This window comes from uncultured Mobiluncus sp. (genome assembly GCF_947087965.1).
Classification (GTDB): domain Bacteria; phylum Actinomycetota; class Actinomycetes; order Actinomycetales; family Actinomycetaceae; genus Mobiluncus.
In genome coordinates this window covers 137,823-154,244 of record NZ_CAMUES010000004.1, presented here as the reverse complement: position 1 = coordinate 154,244, position 16,422 = coordinate 137,823, and the positions used below count along the sequence as shown (strand labels likewise).

Annotated in this window: 16 protein-coding genes and 2 tRNA genes; 8 read left to right on the top strand and 10 right to left on the bottom strand. The window is 54.4% G+C overall.

Features of this window, described 5'->3' with window-relative positions; genetic code table 11:
• Positions 1–12 precede the first annotated feature (12 nt).
• Positions 13–762 (bottom strand): multidrug transporter, encoded by a 750-nt coding sequence (locus Q0V70_RS05835; protein ID WP_297589503.1) that lies wholly within the window; start codon positions 760–762, stop codon positions 13–15.
• A 189-nt stretch (positions 763–951) separates the two neighbouring features.
• Positions 952–1,920: a class 1b ribonucleoside-diphosphate reductase subunit beta gene (nrdF, locus tag Q0V70_RS05830; RefSeq protein WP_282922359.1), complete on the bottom strand. Its 969-nt coding sequence runs from the start codon at positions 1,918–1,920 to the stop codon at positions 952–954.
• Between the two features lie 209 nt (positions 1,921–2,129).
• Between nrdF and Q0V70_RS05825 the strand changes: the two genes are divergently transcribed.
• Positions 2,130–3,035, top strand: coding sequence for a hypothetical protein (locus Q0V70_RS05825; RefSeq protein ID WP_297589500.1), 906 nt, complete (start codon positions 2,130–2,132; stop codon positions 3,033–3,035).
• A gap of 93 nt (positions 3,036–3,128) precedes the next feature.
• On the opposite strand, the gene nrdE is transcribed toward Q0V70_RS05825, so the two are convergent.
• The 3 genes from nrdE to nrdH all read right to left on the bottom strand — a co-directional run bounded on the left by nrdE (position 3,129) and on the right by nrdH (position 6,099).
• A complete protein-coding gene (gene nrdE / locus Q0V70_RS05820; RefSeq protein WP_297589498.1) occupies positions 3,129–5,273 on the bottom strand; it encodes a class 1b ribonucleoside-diphosphate reductase subunit alpha in 2,145 nt (714 codons plus the stop codon).
• Positions 5,270–5,716: a class Ib ribonucleoside-diphosphate reductase assembly flavoprotein NrdI gene (gene nrdI, locus Q0V70_RS05815; RefSeq protein ID WP_297589495.1), complete on the bottom strand. Its 447-nt coding sequence runs from the start codon at positions 5,714–5,716 to the stop codon at positions 5,270–5,272. The genes nrdE and nrdI overlap by 4 nt, the downstream gene beginning before the upstream one ends.
• Positions 5,717–5,850: 134 nt before the next feature.
• Complete coding sequence (gene nrdH / locus Q0V70_RS05810; protein WP_297589492.1) at positions 5,851–6,099, bottom strand: glutaredoxin-like protein NrdH; 249 nt, start codon at positions 6,097–6,099, stop codon at positions 5,851–5,853.
• Positions 6,100–6,466: 367 nt separating this feature from the next.
• On the opposite strand from nrdH, the gene Q0V70_RS05805 reads away from it, so the two are divergent.
• Positions 6,467–6,934: an S-ribosylhomocysteine lyase gene (locus Q0V70_RS05805; protein ID WP_297589489.1), complete on the top strand. Its 468-nt coding sequence runs from the start codon at positions 6,467–6,469 to the stop codon at positions 6,932–6,934.
• A gap of 30 nt (positions 6,935–6,964) precedes the next feature.
• On the opposite strand, the gene mtnN is transcribed toward Q0V70_RS05805, so the two are convergent.
• Positions 6,965–7,729: a 5'-methylthioadenosine/S-adenosylhomocysteine nucleosidase gene (mtnN, locus tag Q0V70_RS05800; RefSeq protein ID WP_297589486.1), complete on the bottom strand. Its 765-nt coding sequence runs from the start codon at positions 7,727–7,729 to the stop codon at positions 6,965–6,967.
• A 304-nt stretch (positions 7,730–8,033) separates the two neighbouring features.
• On the opposite strand from mtnN, the gene Q0V70_RS05795 reads away from it, so the two are divergent.
• Together Q0V70_RS05795 and Q0V70_RS05790 are read left to right on the top strand one after the other, a co-directional pair.
• Positions 8,034–8,118: transfer RNA gene (locus Q0V70_RS05795), tRNA-Ser, on the top strand.
• 17 nt (positions 8,119–8,135) lie between these two features.
• Positions 8,136–9,614: a four-carbon acid sugar kinase family protein gene (locus Q0V70_RS05790; RefSeq protein ID WP_297589483.1), complete on the top strand. Its 1,479-nt coding sequence runs from the start codon at positions 8,136–8,138 to the stop codon at positions 9,612–9,614.
• Between the two features lie 18 nt (positions 9,615–9,632).
• On the opposite strand, the gene Q0V70_RS05785 is transcribed toward Q0V70_RS05790, so the two are convergent.
• A complete protein-coding gene (locus Q0V70_RS05785) occupies positions 9,633–10,175 on the bottom strand; it encodes a nucleoside deaminase (RefSeq protein ID WP_297589481.1) in 543 nt (180 codons plus the stop codon).
• Positions 10,176–10,242: 67 nt separating this feature from the next.
• On the opposite strand from Q0V70_RS05785, the gene upp reads away from it, so the two are divergent.
• Entirely contained in the window at positions 10,243–10,878 is a 636-nt protein-coding gene (upp, locus tag Q0V70_RS05780; protein ID WP_282922350.1) for a uracil phosphoribosyltransferase, read from the top strand.
• 69 nt (positions 10,879–10,947) lie between these two features.
• Here the strand turns inward: upp and Q0V70_RS05775 are convergent, their stop codons facing one another.
• Positions 10,948–11,778: a MetQ/NlpA family ABC transporter substrate-binding protein gene (locus Q0V70_RS05775; protein ID WP_297589479.1), complete on the bottom strand. Its 831-nt coding sequence runs from the start codon at positions 11,776–11,778 to the stop codon at positions 10,948–10,950.
• A gap of 124 nt (positions 11,779–11,902) precedes the next feature.
• Positions 11,903–11,986 (bottom strand) — tRNA-Leu (locus tag Q0V70_RS05770).
• Between the two features lie 332 nt (positions 11,987–12,318).
• Here Q0V70_RS05770 and Q0V70_RS05765 point away from each other — a divergent pair.
• Positions 12,319–13,788: a hypothetical protein gene (locus Q0V70_RS05765; protein WP_297589477.1), complete on the top strand. Its 1,470-nt coding sequence runs from the start codon at positions 12,319–12,321 to the stop codon at positions 13,786–13,788.
• Between the two features lie 61 nt (positions 13,789–13,849).
• On the opposite strand, the gene Q0V70_RS05760 is transcribed toward Q0V70_RS05765, so the two are convergent.
• A complete protein-coding gene (locus Q0V70_RS05760; protein WP_297589475.1) occupies positions 13,850–14,206 on the bottom strand; it encodes a hypothetical protein in 357 nt (118 codons plus the stop codon).
• A 95-nt stretch (positions 14,207–14,301) separates the two neighbouring features.
• Between Q0V70_RS05760 and Q0V70_RS05755 the strand changes: the two genes are divergently transcribed.
• Complete coding sequence (locus Q0V70_RS05755) at positions 14,302–15,726, top strand: uracil-xanthine permease family protein (RefSeq protein WP_297589473.1); 1,425 nt, start codon at positions 14,302–14,304, stop codon at positions 15,724–15,726.
• Positions 15,713–16,318 (top strand): LytR C-terminal domain-containing protein, encoded by a 606-nt coding sequence (locus Q0V70_RS05750; protein ID WP_297589470.1) that lies wholly within the window; start codon positions 15,713–15,715, stop codon positions 16,316–16,318. The genes Q0V70_RS05755 and Q0V70_RS05750 overlap by 14 nt, the downstream gene beginning before the upstream one ends.
• Positions 16,319–16,422 lie beyond the last annotated feature (104 nt).

Here is a 16,422-nt window from a genome sequence, read left to right as displayed (position 1 = left end):
ATGTGAAAAAACTCAGGAAAAGCTCTTAGATTTCACCATTTGGTTTGCCAGTTCCATGACATGATTCCAGGTGCCGCGCAACTGACGCTGCGCCGCGGCAGATGGCCAGACCCGTCCAGCTCGACGTTCCCGCGCTACCCACTGACAGTAGTAGGCCACGGTGGAGCCCTTACCGATTTCGTTGCAGTGCATCAAAAATTCGGCACCGGCGCGCAGGTAAATCTCATCGGTGAACTTTAAAGAGCCCCGAGAGCGACCTCGTTTGGAGGTCATCAGTCCCATGTTGTGCAGTGCTTCGTTCCACGAGCCTCCGCACCGCTTGGTGATGGTTTGGCAAGTCGGCGGCCAGCGCACCATGCCCTGTGAAGAATGCACCCCTCGACTGGTGATGTCTTGGGTACGCAGCCGCTCATAGACTGCAGCGGGGATGGTGGTTTCCTGATGGTCATGCGCACGCTTCTTGGCCAGCACGATACGCGGCCAGACCTCATCAATGGACGGAAAAATGTAGTTTTCCTTTTCCGCGCCGAGTTCCTTGTCGGCCGCCTGCTGGGTCTTAACGACCTCGCATTCCTCGGCCAGAACCTCAGCCAGTTCAGTCTTCATTTGAGAGTTAATCTTTAGCTTGGCCGCCCAGTAATCAATCATGTCGGCTGGAAACTGTTTCAGCTCGCGATCGATTTCGTCCTGATAACGCAGAGAAAGCACATACCACAGACCGGCTTCCACGGCCTCTTGGGACAAGATAATTTGGCGAGACAAGTATTACACCTCGATTACGTTGATATTAAACACTGCATTCTATCAAATTTGAACGCTAGACGTAGAAGAACATTCACAAAGTAAATGCACACCGTATCCGCGACAGTACGGAAACGGCCTACTGCTAACAAGAATACTCCCAACCGGGAAGTAGCGTGGACTAACGGTTGGATTCAATCTTGAAGAAGTCTAGAACTCCCAGTCGGCGTCCTCGGTTTCCTCGGCAGTGCCAATGGCGTAGGAGGAACCCGAACCGGAGAAGAAGTCATGGTTTTCATCGGCTGCGGGCGACAAAGCTGCCAAAATCGCGGGATTGACGTCAACCTGGTCAGCTGTGAAGAGGGCTTCGTAACCCAGGTTCATCAAAGCCTTATTCGCGTTGTACTTGAGGAACTTCTTGACATCTTCCGTCAAGCCCAGCGGGTCGTAGAGGGTCTCGGTGTACAGTTCTTCGTTGTCGTAGAGGTCCATCAGCAAGGAGAACGTGTAATCCTTCATCTCTTGGCGCCGGGACTCGGAAGATTCGCGGATAGCCAATTGATACTTGTAGCCGATGTAGTAGCCGTGAACTGCCTCATCGCGGATGATGAGGCGGATAAGGTCAGCGGTGTTAGTCAGTTTCGCGTGAGCCGACCAGTACATCGGTGCGTAAAAACCACTGTAGAACAGGAAAGATTCCAGCATGGTTGAGGCGACCTTGCGCTTTTCCGGGTCATTGCCGTGGTAATAGTCCAGCACGATATGGGCTTTCTTTTGGAGGTATTCGTTTTCCTCGGACCAGCGGAAAGACTCGTTGATTTCCTCGGTGGACAGCAGGGTCGAGAATACCGAGGAATAGGACTTGGCGTGCACCGATTCCATGAATGCGATGTTGGTGTAAACCGCTTCTTCGTGGGGAGTCCGGGAATCCGGAATCAACGAAACCGCGCCCACCGTGCCCTGGATGGTGTCCAGCAGGGTCAGACCGGTGAACACGCGGTTCGTCATGTTCTTTTCGTCTTCGTTCAAGGTTTTCCATGAGGGAATATCGTTAGAGAGTGGAATCTTTTCCGGAAGCCAGAAATTCCCGGTCAGACGATCCCACACCTCCAAATCTTTGTCATCTTCGATGTCATTCCAGTTAATGGCTTGCACGGTTTTTGGAATCCCAATGACCACGAGTTTCTCCTTGAATTCAATAGTATTTTTGGGTTTGCGCAAAGCAGGAAATATCGCGCGAAACTGACTTTCCCAGTCTATCCCGTGAGACCCAGGTTTCAATTTGGGATACAAAAAAACCGCGGTGCGGATAGGGTAGGAACAGAAATGAACTAACTCAACGATGAGGATGTGCAAACAGAGTAAAAGGTGTTTGAAGGCAAGAAACAGTGGAAGACTTGGACTTGATTCGCTTGGCAACCCAGCAGCCGGTTTCGCAGCTGGGAGACCGGTTGCTACATCTGCAACCCGGATCCAAGCTGGGTTTATATCTGCTCGAGCTGTCTAACCAGCCGATTACTCCCGCGATGGTGGAGGTCGCGGAACGGGCATTGAATCGACCGCTAGCTTGGATTTTGTCCCAGCTGCGGGATGGCTGCGCGGGTTTGGACATGCAGGACTTCATGGATTTGATGCAGCATCCCGGTCCGGATTTATTGGATTTTGTACTGCCTAGCCACACCCCTCTCGCAGACTGCTCCGATGGTAGCGATTTGGCTGCTGGGCAATATATTCCCTCCGCGGTTTCCTCGTGCTCTGTCCGGTACGGCGATGACAACCTAGTACAGATAAAAGCCGTCCATCCGGATTCCCCAATGGACGTGAATCACCTTCCCGATGACTTTGTGATTTCCTTGTCGAATTCCTTGCAAGCCTATTTCCTCATGGCGGTGAAGTCGAAGCTCATTAACTTAGCCGGTCCCCAAGTCATGCTTTCGCTGATGGGGATTCGTCAGTTGCGTTCGCCGCAGCCTATCTTGCCGATGGTGGCCTTCGCCTTGAGCGATAGCGATGAAGATGAGTTTTTCCTGCGTCTCATTATTGGGGCACTCGCACAGGCTTTCGACTATTGTGACTGGGCAGAGTCAGACGACCCGCGGACGGTGGCGGTCGACCTGCTGCATGAGATGGGACAAGATGCCACCCCAGAGGCGGTAGGTGAAGCTGTGGAGGTATTCAATAATTTCCTGTTTTCAGCAGGTTGTTTGAACTCTCGCGGGGAGGTCAACCCGCGAGCTCGCACTCCGATGGTGCTGCTGCAATACCTGGTTTCAGAAGCCCTCCAACCCAAGTAAGATACCCAGTTCATCCCTCTTAGAAAGACATCCCCAGTTGACGTGATTCACACTTCAACCGGGGATGTCTCGTATATAAGCAGTCAGAAAGACTTAGAGCATACAGCTGACGCAGCCTTGCACCTCGGTGCCTTCCAAGGCGGCTTGGCGCAGACGGATGTAGTACAGCGACTTGATGCCTTTGCGCCAGGCATAAATCTGGGCTTTATTCACGTCACGAGTCGTAATCGTGTCCGGGAAGAACAGAGTCAGGCTCAGCCCCTGATCCACGTGCTTCGTGGCCTCAGCGTAGGTGTCGATAATCTTTTCATACCCGATTTCATAGGCATCCTGGTAGTAATCAAGGTTGTCGTTAGTCATATAGGGTGCCGGATAGTACACGCGGCCAATTTTGCCTTCCTTGCGGATTTCAATCTTGGAGGCGATGGGATGAATCGACGAGGTCGAGTTATTGATGTAAGAAATCGAACCGGTGGGCGGAATGGCCTGCAAATTTTGGTTGTACATGCCGTCACGCTTGATGTCCACGGCTAGGGCTCGCCAATCTTCCGGGGTCGGCAGGTGAATCGAGGATTTTTCGAACAGCTCGCGAACCTTGGCGGTCTTGGGAGTCCAGTCCCCCTGAAGATACTTTTCAAAGTATTCTCCACTGGCGTACTGGGAACGTTCGAAGCCCTCAAAAGTGACCCCACGCTCTACTGCCAAAGCGTGAGACGCTTTGAGGGCATAGAACGCCGTGGCGTAAAAGTACATATTCGTAAAGTCCAGACCTTCGTCCGAACCGTAGAAGATCCGGTTTTTCGCCAGACAGCCGTGCAGGTTCATCGCTCCCAAACCGATGGCGTGAGACATCGAGTTGCCGCGTTGGATAGTCGGCACGCACTCCACGTTCGTCAAATCTGACACCGCCGTCAAAGCGCGAATCGCTACGTTGATAGATTTCGCAAAATCGGGGGATTCCAAGGTTTTGGCGATGTTCATGGAACCAAGGTTGCAAGAAATGTCTTTGCCGACTTTCGCGTACGACAGGTCCTCATTCAATACGGAGGGCTCGGAGACCTGGAGAATCTCGGAGCACAGGTTTGACATGATGATGCGTCCGTCAATCGGGTTTGCCCGGTTCACGGTGTCCTCGAAAACGATATAGGGATAGCCGGACTCGAATTGGATTTCCGCCAGGGTTTGGAAAAACTTGCGGGCGTCAATCTTTTTCTTGCGGATGTTAGGGTTGTCAACCATCTCGCGGTACTTTTCCGTGACGGAAATATCGCTGAAAGGCACCCCGTAAACCTGCTCGACATCGTAGGGACTAAACAGGTACATGGGTTCTTTGTTGCGTGCCAGCTCGAAAATGATGTCGGGAACCATCACCCCCAGGGACAGGGTCTTGATACGAATCTTTTCGTCTGCGTTCTCACGCTTGGTGTCCAGGAAAGACATGATGTCAGGGTGGAACGCGCTGATGTAGACCGCTCCCGCGCCCTGGCGAGCTCCCAGCTGGTTTGCGTACGAAAATGAATCTTCCAGCAGTTTCATCACCGGAACCACGCCGGAGGACTGGTTTTGAATCTTTTTAATCGGAGCGCCCGCCTCGCGCAGATTCGTCAGCAGCAAAGCGACGCCGCCCCCGCGCTTGGACAGCTGCAGGGCGGAGTTGATGCCCCGGGCGATGGACTCCATATTGTCCTCCAGGCGCACCAGGAAGCACGAAACCATCTCTCCACGAGCTTTCTTTCCGGCGTTGAGGAAAGTGGGGGTGGCGGGCTGGTAGCGTCCCGAAATAATTTCTTCCATGATGTCCACGGCCAGCTGTTCATCGCCGCGCGCCAGGTACAACGCCACCATGCATACGCGATCCTCGAAACGTTCCAGGTAACGCTTGCCGTCGAACGTCTTGAGCGTGTAGGAAGTGTAGTATTTGAACGCACCCAGGAAAGTCGGGAACCGGAACTTGTGACTGTAGGCCTTTTCGTACAGGGACTTGATGAACTCAAAACTGTATTGTTTGAGAGTTTCCGCCTCGTAGTAGCCTTCCTCGACTAGGTAGTCGAGCTTCTCTTTCAAATCGTGGAAGAACACCGTGTTCTTGTTCACATGCTGTAAGAAGTACTGGCGAGCAGCTTCCTGGTCCGCATCGAACTGGATTTTCCCATCCTCACCGTAGAGGTTCAGTTTCGCGTTTAGCGAGTGGTAATCGTGTTCGGGGTCGAGGAATTCGTCTTCGAGTGTGTCAGTCATGACTCCGGAGACGCCGGGGAGTCCGATTCCGCTTGTTGAGAGTGTAGGTTCGCCCAAAATTCTTCCAATCCTTTTCTGACTGCAGTTACATCTTCCGGGGTTCCCAATAGTTCAAATTTGTACAGGAAGGGAACCTTGAGTTTGCGAGAAAGTACTTTGCCGGCGATGCAATAGGCCTCGCCGAAATTGATATTTCCGCTGGAAATTACGCCGCGACATAAGTTGCGGTTGTGTTCGATGTTCAAAAACTTGATGACTTGTTTGGGAACTGCTTTACTGGTGTCCCCGCCGCCGTATGAGGGCACCATGAGCACATATTCCTCATCGACCAACAAAGGTTCAGAACCGGGGTGCAACGGGATACGCAACGCCGGAACACCGACACGTTCCACGAATCGTTTGGTGTTCTCAGTTGCGGAGGAAAAATAAACCAATAACCCCACGGTTTTGCCTTACTTCAATGCGGTTTTTCTAGCTGATTCACAAGGTTTTCCGGTCGCACTGACGGGGTGCGGCGGCGTGGCACGCACTCAACTCCGAGCCGGTGGCGCGCAGTGGACGAACCGGGATGTCGCGGTTAAATAGCGGCAGCGGTGAGTGCCGCGATGGCGAGAGCCTTGATTTTATCGGGACGGAACCCGGACCAGGAATCATCGCCGGCAAAAACGACGGGAGCCTGTTGGAATCCCAGGCTCTTGATGTGATCGAGAGCGTTCACGTCCTCGGTCAGGTCGACGGTTTCGTAGTCCAGACCCTGTTTGTCCAGAGCGCGCTTCGTTGCGTTGCACTGAACACAGTTAGGTTTCGTGTAAAGAGTGATACTCATCTCTAGGCTTCCTCCGCAATATCTCCCAGTGTGTGGTTTTCCTGCGGCAATTTCGTGGACCGCGAAGCGAAAACTACAACGTTGTTATTCTACCAGCACTGAAAAGTCCTGTCGAGTTCAAAACACTACACCTTGTGGGCAGGTGTGTCTACCACCACTACATATAGTGGTCGGTTTTTTCTCCCTGCCACCTGTGGACAAGTCCGATTTCAGCTGTGGACGAGGTTGTGTATAGCTGTGTCAGCCCACGTAATAGGGCTAAGTTACATGGGTGTAGTTATCCACAGTTTGTGCAAAAAGTAATTTTTAGAAAAATGACAGCTTCGGCGTGTCGCCAGAATTTTGGGGAAGCTATAGAATTTTGACTATGGAAATCGAGAAAACTAACGTGGAATCTTTTCAGCTTGATCACACCAAAGTCAAGGCTCCATTCGTGCGGGTGGCACACCAAGAAACCTTGCCTGGTGGGGATGAGTTCATCAAGTACGATGTGCGGTTTTGCCAGCCCAACGTGGAGCATCTAGATATGCCGGTGGTGCACTCTTTGGAGCACAGCATGGCGGAACACATGCGTGACCACACGGACAAACTGCTAGATTTCTCGCCGATGGGATGCCAGACAGGCTTTTATGCGATGACCTTAGGCCTCCAGCCGGAAGAATTTATGTCTATATTGGAAGCAACCCTTGTTGACGTGGTTAACATGACTGAGGTGCCGGCGGCGAATGAAGTCCAATGTGGTTGGGGCCAGAGCCACAGCTTGGCAGGAGCGCAAGCCGCGGCGCAAAAGATGCTGGATCACCGAGAAGAGTGGGGCCGTATCTATTCCCACTAAAACCAAATCTTCGTCTATGTCGGGGAGAGACTACTTGATTTCCTCAGGTTCGCGCAGCCCCAACAGGCACAGTGTCACCAGGAAACTCAGGCGAGCCACGTCCCCGGCTCGGGAGTAGTTTTCCGCCGCCGCTTCGGGCCCGCACAAATCACTGATACCCCGGATTGCTAGGAAGGGGACCTCGACCCCGTAAGCAACCTGGGCCAAAGCCGCTGACTCCATATCGACCGTGGTCGCCTCGGGATAGCGTTCCCTCAGCTGCAAAGCAGTCTCGGTGCCTACGAATTGGTCAGCAGAGAGAAACTCCCCGCTGCGGGTGCGTGACCCAGCTAGCTGTTCGGGCAGAGCCTGAAAACGACCCAACAGGTCTCCGTCAGCTAAATAACGTTCGGGCATTCCCGGAATCTGACCCAGGGCGTAACCAAATTCGCGGGCATCGGCGGTGGAAAACCGGCAAGACGAAGCCGCGACTACGTCCCGGACTTGTGAATTCGCATCCAAACCGCCAGCTGAACCGCAGCTAAAAATGTAGCGTGGGGAAACATAGGTCAGGGCTGCAGCCAGCGAACTGGCAGCGTTGACCAGCCCGATTCCGGTAGTCAACAGGGCAATCGTGGCGTCCTCAATCTGGAGCAGTTGCAAGCTGCCTTTCGCACCCAAACGCACCAGATTCCCTCCGCCCTTAGCCAGGTCCCACAGGGGCGCCGCTTCGTCCTCCATCGCGGCGGTAATGATGGCCAGAACCGGAATGCGAGCCGGGGGCAGGGGAAGATTCAGGTCGCGGTCAACTGACATATCGAGCCTTTCGTGTGACTGAGTAGCGAATGGGTCATTTCCAGGAAATCTCGAAACAAAATTGTAGAGCATATTTGGACTGTCCTGCTGGTTTCGGTTTTTCCAGGCTTAACCTGGTGACATAGCTAAAGCATAGAAATAAGACCAACAGTGCCGATAACTGCATTGCTCGCAACAAAAAATAAGATTAAACACCCCAGCAGAAGGCCACGGAGACACCCTCGCTGCGTACACGTGGAACCGCCGGAAGATTTCCCCCTTAGCTTCATGGTAAAATCATGGCTCGTGCTGAAAAGCGCGACTAGGTAGAGTGTCCGAGCGGCCGAAGGTGCAGCACTCGAAATGCTGTGTGGGGCAACCCACCGTGGGTTCAAATCCCACCTCTACCGCAAATTTGGGAGGCTTTATGGCTAAACCTAGCGAGACGCCGGCAGTCCCGGTGAACGTGGAGGAGCTGACGAAAGACTGGCCGGCACTTCTCGCCATAACTGCGGCTCAGGTGCGCCAAGCCCGGGCGAACCATCCCGGTTCCTTCTTTGTGGTACTCGACGATGACCCTACCGGCACCCAATCAGTCTGCGACTTACCGGTGCTGATGAACTGGGAAGAGACGGATTTTCTCTGGGCTCTCGGCACCGCCGCGCCAGCCGTTTACGTGGTGACCAATACTCGCTCTCTGAATCCGGATTCTGCCCGCCGGGTCAACCAGGAAATCGTGGACGCGGCAACCCGTGCGGGCGCAGCACTGGGGCGGGAAGTCGCGTTTATTTCACGGTCTGATTCCACCTTGCGCGGACATTTCCCCCTGGAACCCAATACGATTGGCACCGAGTTAGAAAAGCGTGGCCAAACTGTTGACGGGGTCATTATCGTGCCGGCGTTCCCTGAGGCTGGACGTATCACTGTCGGTGGGGTTCACTATGCCGGTTCGCCGCGTCAAGGTTTCATTCCAGTAGGTCAATCAGAGTTCGCTAAGGACGCGACCTTTGGGTATAAACAATCGGATTTGGCGCAGTGGGTCGAGGAAAAATCGGCGGGCCAATACCGGGCCGAAGCGGTTATCCGGATTGATTTGCAGGATTTGCGTCACCGGGACGCGGGGGAGGAGGCACTGCGTAAGCTATTGTCCGCCGCAAACCGCCAACCGCTCATCTGTGATGCCGTCACCGAGGATGACCTGCGGCTCTTAGCTCTAGCGGTCATTCAGGCCGAAGCACAGGGGAAACGATTTATCTATCGCACCGGTCCTGCTTTCGTGCGGGCTCGCCTGGGGCAAGACATTCCCCGTCCGCTACAGACCCCGGATATTGCTCCGACGCGGATTCCCGATTCCGATTCCGACAGGACCTCCGTTCCCGGCGGTCTCATCGTGGTGGGTTCCCACGTGGGTCTGACGACCCGGCAACTGGCTCGATTAGAGTCATGTATACCCCTGAAGCAAGTCGAAATCGAGGTGGCAGCGGTTATTAGCCAGGATAAGCCAGGCGCATTTATTCAGCAGGTCGTGAGTGAAGTCTGTCAGGCTTTAGAGAGCGGTTCAGTGGTGGTTTACACCTCCCGTAACCTGGTAAAAGGCCGGGATCGGGCGGACTCGCTGCGTATTGCCCGCCTGGTTTCGCAGGCGGTGGTGTGTGTCGTACAGGGAGTTATCGCCACGGTCAAACCGCGGTTTGTGGTCGCGAAAGGGGGCATTACATCCTCCGATGTGGCGGCGAAAGGCCTGGAGATGCGTCGTGCCTGGGTGCGCGGCTCCATGCTGGAGGGGTTGGTGTCGCTTTGGAGTGCCTCAGACGGTCCTGGGGTGGGTATTCCTTACGTGATTTTTCCGGGCAACGTGGGGGACGAAAATTCCTTGCGACAGGTAGTCGAGAAACTCACGATTTGACCCGAATCGCGCCAAAGCCTACCTGCGCTCCCCAAAGAACTCTCTCAACAGAGCTTTTGCCCGAAGTTCGTCCACTCCGCCTTTGACCTCCACCTGATGGTTAAGCCGGCTATCGCGTACCACATCGCGTACCGACCCGCAGGCACCGGCTTTCGCATCCCAAGCGCCGAAAATAAGCCGCGAAATCCGTGCGTTCACGATGGCTCCGGCACACATCGTGCAAGGCTCCAGCGTCACGACCAAGGTGCAACCCTTGAGATTCCAACGTTCCAGCCGGCCCGCAGCTTCCCGTAGCGCCACAATTTCCGCGTGAGCGCTGGGATCGTAGGGCGGACACTCGCGTTGGTTCAGCCCCAATCCTGCCACAATCCCCTCCGGGGTTAACACGACGGCACCGACCGGGACGTCTCCGTTCTGTCCCGCCTTCTGGGCTAAGTGAAACGCGGTATCCAACGCCCGCACTTCTGCCGGAGACAAACCGTAAGCCGCGCCCCTGCCTGGTGAATCTCCGGAGGAATCGACGGAAAGCTTGGGAACAGAGGGGATACCGGAGGAAACCATAGAGTAACTCTAACCGACCCGAGTGAACTTCACGCGAGGCGGGGTGCTTTCGCGGTAAGTTAAAACCATGCACTTATATGTTGCGGATCATCCGCTGATTAACCATAAATTGACCCTGTTGCGCGACAAAAACACGCCGTCGCCGATGTTTCGCCAGCTCGTGGACGAGTTGATGACCTTGCTGGCCTATGAATCAACCCGCAACGTTCGGGTAGAGACGATTGACGTAGAAACCCCTATCACCAAGACACAAGGCCAGGTTATGGCAGACCCGCGTCCTATCGTGATTCCGATTTTGCGGGCCGGTTTGGGGATGCTGGAAGGCATGACTCGCTTGTTGCCGACCGCGGAAGTCGGATTTTTGGGGATGAAACGCGATGAACAAACCCTCGCGATTGAAACCTACGCTAACCGGTTGCCCAGCGATCTGTCCGGGCGTCAGTGTTTTATCGTTGACCCGATGCTGGCAACCGGCGGGACCTTGGTGGCGGCTATCAACTACGTGTTGGAACGCGGTGCTCGAGATGTCACCTGTACGTGTATTCTGGCTGCTCCTGAGGGGATCAAGGCCGTGACCGACGCGGTGGGCGACCGGGCAGAAGTGACGGTTGTCGTGGCTGGGGTGGATGACCATCTGAACGAGGATGCCTACATTGTGCCCGGTTTGGGCGATGCCGGAGACCGTCTCTACGGGCTGGTCTGAACAGCGATTTCATTAAAACTATTGGCGGTCAAGGTTTTTCCTTGACCGCCAATAGTTTTAGCTCGCGAATCAGAACGCCGGGATGACCGACTGATCCGGCCAGGTGTCCTCAATGTATTTTTTGGTCACGTCAGAATGCAGCAGCTCATCGAGCTTCTTAATGGCTTCAAGCTTGTTCATTTCGTCGGCGCGCCACACCAGGACGTTCACGGCAGGGTTACCTTTCGGGTCTTCCAAAGACAAAGCATCAGCGGGATTCAAGCCCCCGCCCTGAGCGTAGTTGCCGTTGATAACGGCGATGTCCACGTCAGGTAGCAGGGATGGCTCTGTGGCTCCATCAACTTCGGTGAACTGGAAACCGTGCGGATTAGCGTCCGGATTAGCCTTAACGTTTACGACCGAGATGTCTTTCATGCCCTTCAACTGCAGCAAATCATGGCTCTCTAGCAGTTTGAGTTGGCGTGCCTGGTTCGATGGGTCGTTAATGATGACAATCTTGGCACCATCTTTGAGCTCATCGAGACTCTTGATTTTACTGGAATAAATGCCCATCGGCTCCAGGTGAATACCCTTGCCGGCAGTGAATTTGTAGCCGCGAGAGGCTGATTGTTCCTCGAGATAGGGTACGGTTTGGTAATAGTTGGCATCGATGTCCCCAGACTTCAAAGCCTCGTTGGGTTGGATGTAATCAGAGAATTCCTGAACTTTAATGGTGATGCCAGCCTTTTCAGCGGCACCGGAATCCTGTAGGTACTGCAGAATCTTGGCGTGCGGGGTGGGGGAAGCGCCAACGGTCACAACATTTGCGTCACCGGTGCCGCCTCCGCCGCAAGCAGTCAAAGAAATAGCCAGAACGCCAGCGCCCAAAACTGCGGCGGCACGAGTCAAAAATTTGTTCATGATGTCCCTTTCCCTCGAGTTCATGTTAACAATGAAAGGATAGTAAAGATTCAAGAAAATAAGAAAAAACCGGCAAAACAGACCGTGAAACCGGATGCTGTGCCAAACCGGAAACCCCGAAACGTGCGCGAAAGGGGAGTTGAACCCCTACCCCATCACTGGGACACGGACCTGAACCGTGCGCGTCTACCAATTCCGCCACTCGCGCGTGTGCGGTTGTTCACAAAAACAACGCCATAAAAAGATACCTAAACTATGTCAGTTCGGCAAATTTTAGGGTTTGTCGGGAGTGGTTGGCAGGGTAAGGAGGACGCAGAGGTCAATTATTTCTTGGGGAGTTGGTGAGGAAAAGTTCAACTCAATTGAGATTTTATCTGGGTAAGTTGTCTCGCGAGGGGCTAGCTCGCAACCTTGAGCGGGTGCTTGTTTGAAAAAGCGGGGAAAGTTTAATTCTTCTTTACATAATCATGTGCCCCCACCTGTTTCAACCTTGTACAATGGTGTCCAGGTATATGTATGTTCGAGGAGGATTACAGGTTTATGACTGGCGTAAATGTGCCCGGCAACGGTCAGGGAGGCAGACCTGCGCCTAAACCTGCAAATGCCAACCCAAACCTGGTTTCCTTGGGTGGTACCCCCTCTGGAGCGGTTCCGCTTAATCAGGTTGCCGTTCCTTTGAACCCGGAAGCTGTTCCTCCCCAAAACTACGATAGCGCGCCCAACAACGGTAATTTGGTTTCCTTAGATGGGACAATGGGAGGTGCGATGCCTCTCAACGCCGCTACGCCATACAACGATGGGTCGGTGCCTCTCCGTGGGGATTATAGCGGCATGGACGGCGTGATGGGAATGCCACCAGCTGCGCCAATGGGGATGCCGGCGTACAACCCGAACAGCCAGTCCCCGAGTCCGAATGCATATGCTGATTACGGCTATGGGAATCCCAACATAGCTCAGCCGCCTTTCTCCGGCGGTCAGATGCCTGTTTCCAATCCTGCTGGATATCCAGATTATTCAGGATACCCTGCGCAAAACCCGCCGAGTGTCCCCGGTCAGCTGGGAACCTCGCCCCAGCAACCTGCCGGATATCCCCCGATGGGAGTGCCCGCTGCCAGATACGAACCCCAGCCCATGGATCCTCGACAGGTGGCACAACTCACCGAGGAACAACACCCTGATTTGCAAGACATCCGCACACGGGTGCCCTTTAACATGCCGACTTTGGGTTCCGATCAGTCTGCCGTGGTCGGTCGAGCCTCTCGGCGCAAAAAGCGTGACGCCAGCCAGAGGGAAAACAAATCCGAAGGCATGCTGGGGAATCTCACCCTTCCCGGAGACCCGAATGCGGGCCCATCCCTAAAGGAACTGTTGGGTCAGCCCGTGTCAAATATGGCTGCGGCGACAATTCTAAGCCCCAAAGAAATCGAAGATTCTGACGGACTGCAGATGCGAGCCGTAGGTTTGGCTGTGGGTGAAGTACCCGAGGTGGATGCCCGCTACGAAATTCCTTACATTGCTCGCGAACACCCGTCGTATTACACCGGCTACGAAATCAGCCTGATTATGGAGTCCATTCGCGATCCCGAGCATGCCCGCCAGGTGCTGGCCCGTATCGTCGCTATTCCGCGATGGATTCGCTGGGTAATTTCCTTGTTCGGCGGCGTGTGCGGGGCAGCCGTATCAGCTTTGAACGCCTTCCTTTCCTTGATTGCCCTTACCGTGTTGATGGCGATTGTGTTGCTCTTCACCTACGCTTTCGCCAGCCGTATCGGTTCGGGACGTTTCTATGATCCGACCGGGTACAAGGTCATTTGGTTGGGGTCTTTTATGCCCATCGGCTTGCTGTCTGCCATTATCGTGGCGCGTTCAATGGTGGGGCAGCCTTGGCTGGCTTTTATTGCTTTTGTCATCACCACGATTTGCGGTATCGTCTGGACGACTTGGATTCAAAAGTTCCAGGTGCGCCGTCTGCTCTCCTCTGAGATTCCCGATGAGCCTTTGGATGAATAACTGGTCGACTTGGATTAGAGATTCCGCCACATCGAAACCGGGACGCTGTAGCTAACAGAGGCTAAAACGGGATGACTGTCACAGTCACTTTGGTGATTACCCAAGCCAGGAACCACACTGTGCCCCAGCCTATAGACAGGAAAGACAGGCCGAAAGTAGCTCGCAGCAGCCCGTCTCCGGGTTGGCATTCGGAAGAGAGGGCGCGCGCCCGCAGCATCCCGCCAGCCAGCACCGCCACAACGATGGCAGCTATTGAGAAAATCATCGGCACCACGAAACTGACCAGAGTAATCACGAACAACGTAATGACGATGCCGGGGATTTTTTGTGTGGAGTCAGTGTACCCGGGGCGAGAAAAAACCTCTTGTGGATTGACCTTTTCCAGGCCGGGAAAATCCGAAACATAGGCATCGCTCACGTGTTTAGCCTAGCGCAACAGGCGTTTTTTTGCGCGACGGAGGCCGTATTAGGATGGGAGGGACAAATTCGGGAGTCTGCAAGGAAGGACGAAATATGTCAGAAACGAAAACCGGTAATTTCAAGTGGAAATTGCATGGGGACGGCAAGCACATTACTACCGGTGAGGTAGTACAGCCCAACGAGCGTCTAACGTGGCCGCGAACCATCGGTATCGGGGCTCAACATATTGTCGCTATGTTCGGCGCGACCTTCCTGGTTCCGTTGCTGACCGGGTTTTCTCCCGCAACCACCCTGTTCTTTACGGGTGTGGGAACCATCCTGTTTATTCTCATCACCTCCGGACGTTTGCCTTCGTATTTGGGTTCATCTTTTGCGTTGATTGCGCCCATCGGTGCGGTCACCGGTTACGTTTCCGGGGGTGGAGCTCCCATCGACTCGGACAAGATGGCTTTGGCACAAGGCGGGGTGATTTCCGCCGGCGCCCTGCTGCTGTTGGTCGGTGTGTTAGTTCACTTCGCGGGTGCGACCTGGATTGACCGGATTATGCCACCGATTGTGACGGGGGCTATCGTTTCCCTGATTGGTTTCAACCTGGCTCCTTCGGCATGGAATAACGTCCAGCAGGCTCCCGTGACGGCCACCGTGACCATCGTGTCCGTCCTGCTGATTACCGTCCTGTTCAAGGGCATCATCGGGCGATTGTCGATTCTCATCGGGGTGCTTATCGGCTATGCGACCGCGGTCATTCGCCACGAAGTCAATTTTGAAGCTATCAGCAAAGCCGACTGGGTGGGCCTTCCTTCCTTCCACGCTCCGGCGTTTAGCCCCGCCCTGTTAGGCTTGTTCCTTCCGGTAGTGTTGGTTCTCATTGCCGAAAACGTGGGACACGTAAAGTCCGTATCCGCTATGACCGGTCAGAATCTCGACGACCTAACGGGCCGGGCTTTGATTGCGGACGGTTTGTCCACCATGATTGCCGGTAGTGGCGGCGGTTCCGGTACAACCACCTATGCGGAAAACATCGGCGTGATGGCCGCGACTCGGGTCTACTCCACCGTGGCTTACATCATTGCCGCCATCGGGGCTCTGGCCCTGTCCTTGCTACCCAAGTTCGGCGAGATTATCGCCACCATTCCGCCCGGGGTTCTGGGTGGAGCAGCGACGATTCTGTACGGCATGATTGGGATGCTCGGAGTGCGTATCTGGGTCCAGAACCAGGTGGATTTTGCTGACCCGGTGAACCTGAATACGGCCGCGGTGGCGATGGTGATGGCTATCGCGAACTACACCTTGGTCATCGGCGACGTGAAGTTCGAGGGTATCGCGATGGGTTCCTTCGGTGCCATCATCATGTACCACTTCATGCGGGCGATTTCTAACGTTCGCGGCACTAAGCTGGAGCAGGCCTCCCCGGCTTCCGCTCCGGCCGGAACGGAATTGCATTCCGAAGCCTATGCTAAGCGTCACGCGGATCAAGAACTCCGAGCCACGCAAGGCCAAAACGATGCCCAGAATTGAAGCAAAGGACCTGCTCGGCCAGGGTGATTCCCAAGAGATACGCGCCAAACGGAGACGTCGCACCCTGGCTCGCCAAACCGTGATTTTCGGCTGGATTGTGCTGGCGATGGCTGCGGTTTTGGTGGTTTCCCTGCCTTTTGCTATGGGTTTGGTTTCTCTGCCTTTCGGTAATTCTTTCGTTTTGTCCGAGGAGGCAAAGGCAAAAGTGCCGCCATGCGCTCCGAAGGGAAAGCCGGTTTCCATACACGGAGTGACGGTAAACATATTCAATGGATCTTCCCAAAACGGTCTGGCCACGCAAACCGCACAGCGACTGAAAGGTTTCGGTGTCAAGGTGAACGTGGTTGGGAATTCGCCCGATTCCTATGCCGGTACGGCTCGCATTAACACCAGCAAGAAAAATGTGGCGAAAGCATTTTCGTTGGCTCGAGCCCTGCCGGAAGCTGATGTCAGGATTGATTTGAATCGCGGTACAGAGATTAACGTCCTGTTGGGGGAACAGTTCCAGGGTGCCCTCGCTAAGGATAACCTCAGTGACGGTGATTTGGGACCCTATCCGTCGGCACCGAAAAACTGTCAGGAAATTGACTGAGTACACCACGAGGCTGGCGATTGCCCTGTTGAATTCTCAAAAAAACCGTTGGAAGGCGACCAACCGGACTTATCGAGCAATGATTTTGGCTATGCTTGAAAATA

Coding starts and splice junctions, on each gene's coding strand:
- Q0V70_RS05750 (WP_297589470.1), top strand. CDS start 15,713: ATGCCCAGAATTGAAGCAAAGGACCTGCTCGGCCAGGGTGATTCCCAA.
- upp (WP_282922350.1), top strand. CDS start 10,243: ATGCACTTATATGTTGCGGATCATCCGCTGATTAACCATAAATTGACC.
- mtnN (WP_297589486.1), bottom strand. CDS start 7,729: ATGTCAGTTGACCGCGACCTGAATCTTCCCCTGCCCCCGGCTCGCATT.
- Q0V70_RS05755 (WP_297589473.1), top strand. CDS start 14,302: ATGTCAGAAACGAAAACCGGTAATTTCAAGTGGAAATTGCATGGGGAC.
- Q0V70_RS05790 (WP_297589483.1), top strand. CDS start 8,136: ATGGCTAAACCTAGCGAGACGCCGGCAGTCCCGGTGAACGTGGAGGAG.
- Q0V70_RS05775 (WP_297589479.1), bottom strand. CDS start 11,778: ATGAACAAATTTTTGACTCGTGCCGCCGCAGTTTTGGGCGCTGGCGTT.
- nrdE (WP_297589498.1), bottom strand. CDS start 5,273: ATGACTGACACACTCGAAGACGAATTCCTCGACCCCGAACACGATTAC.
- Q0V70_RS05785 (WP_297589481.1), bottom strand. CDS start 10,175: ATGGTTTCCTCCGGTATCCCCTCTGTTCCCAAGCTTTCCGTCGATTCC.
- Q0V70_RS05765 (WP_297589477.1), top strand. CDS start 12,319: ATGACTGGCGTAAATGTGCCCGGCAACGGTCAGGGAGGCAGACCTGCG.
- nrdH (WP_297589492.1), bottom strand. CDS start 6,099: ATGAGTATCACTCTTTACACGAAACCTAACTGTGTTCAGTGCAACGCA.
- Q0V70_RS05805 (WP_297589489.1), top strand. CDS start 6,467: ATGGAAATCGAGAAAACTAACGTGGAATCTTTTCAGCTTGATCACACC.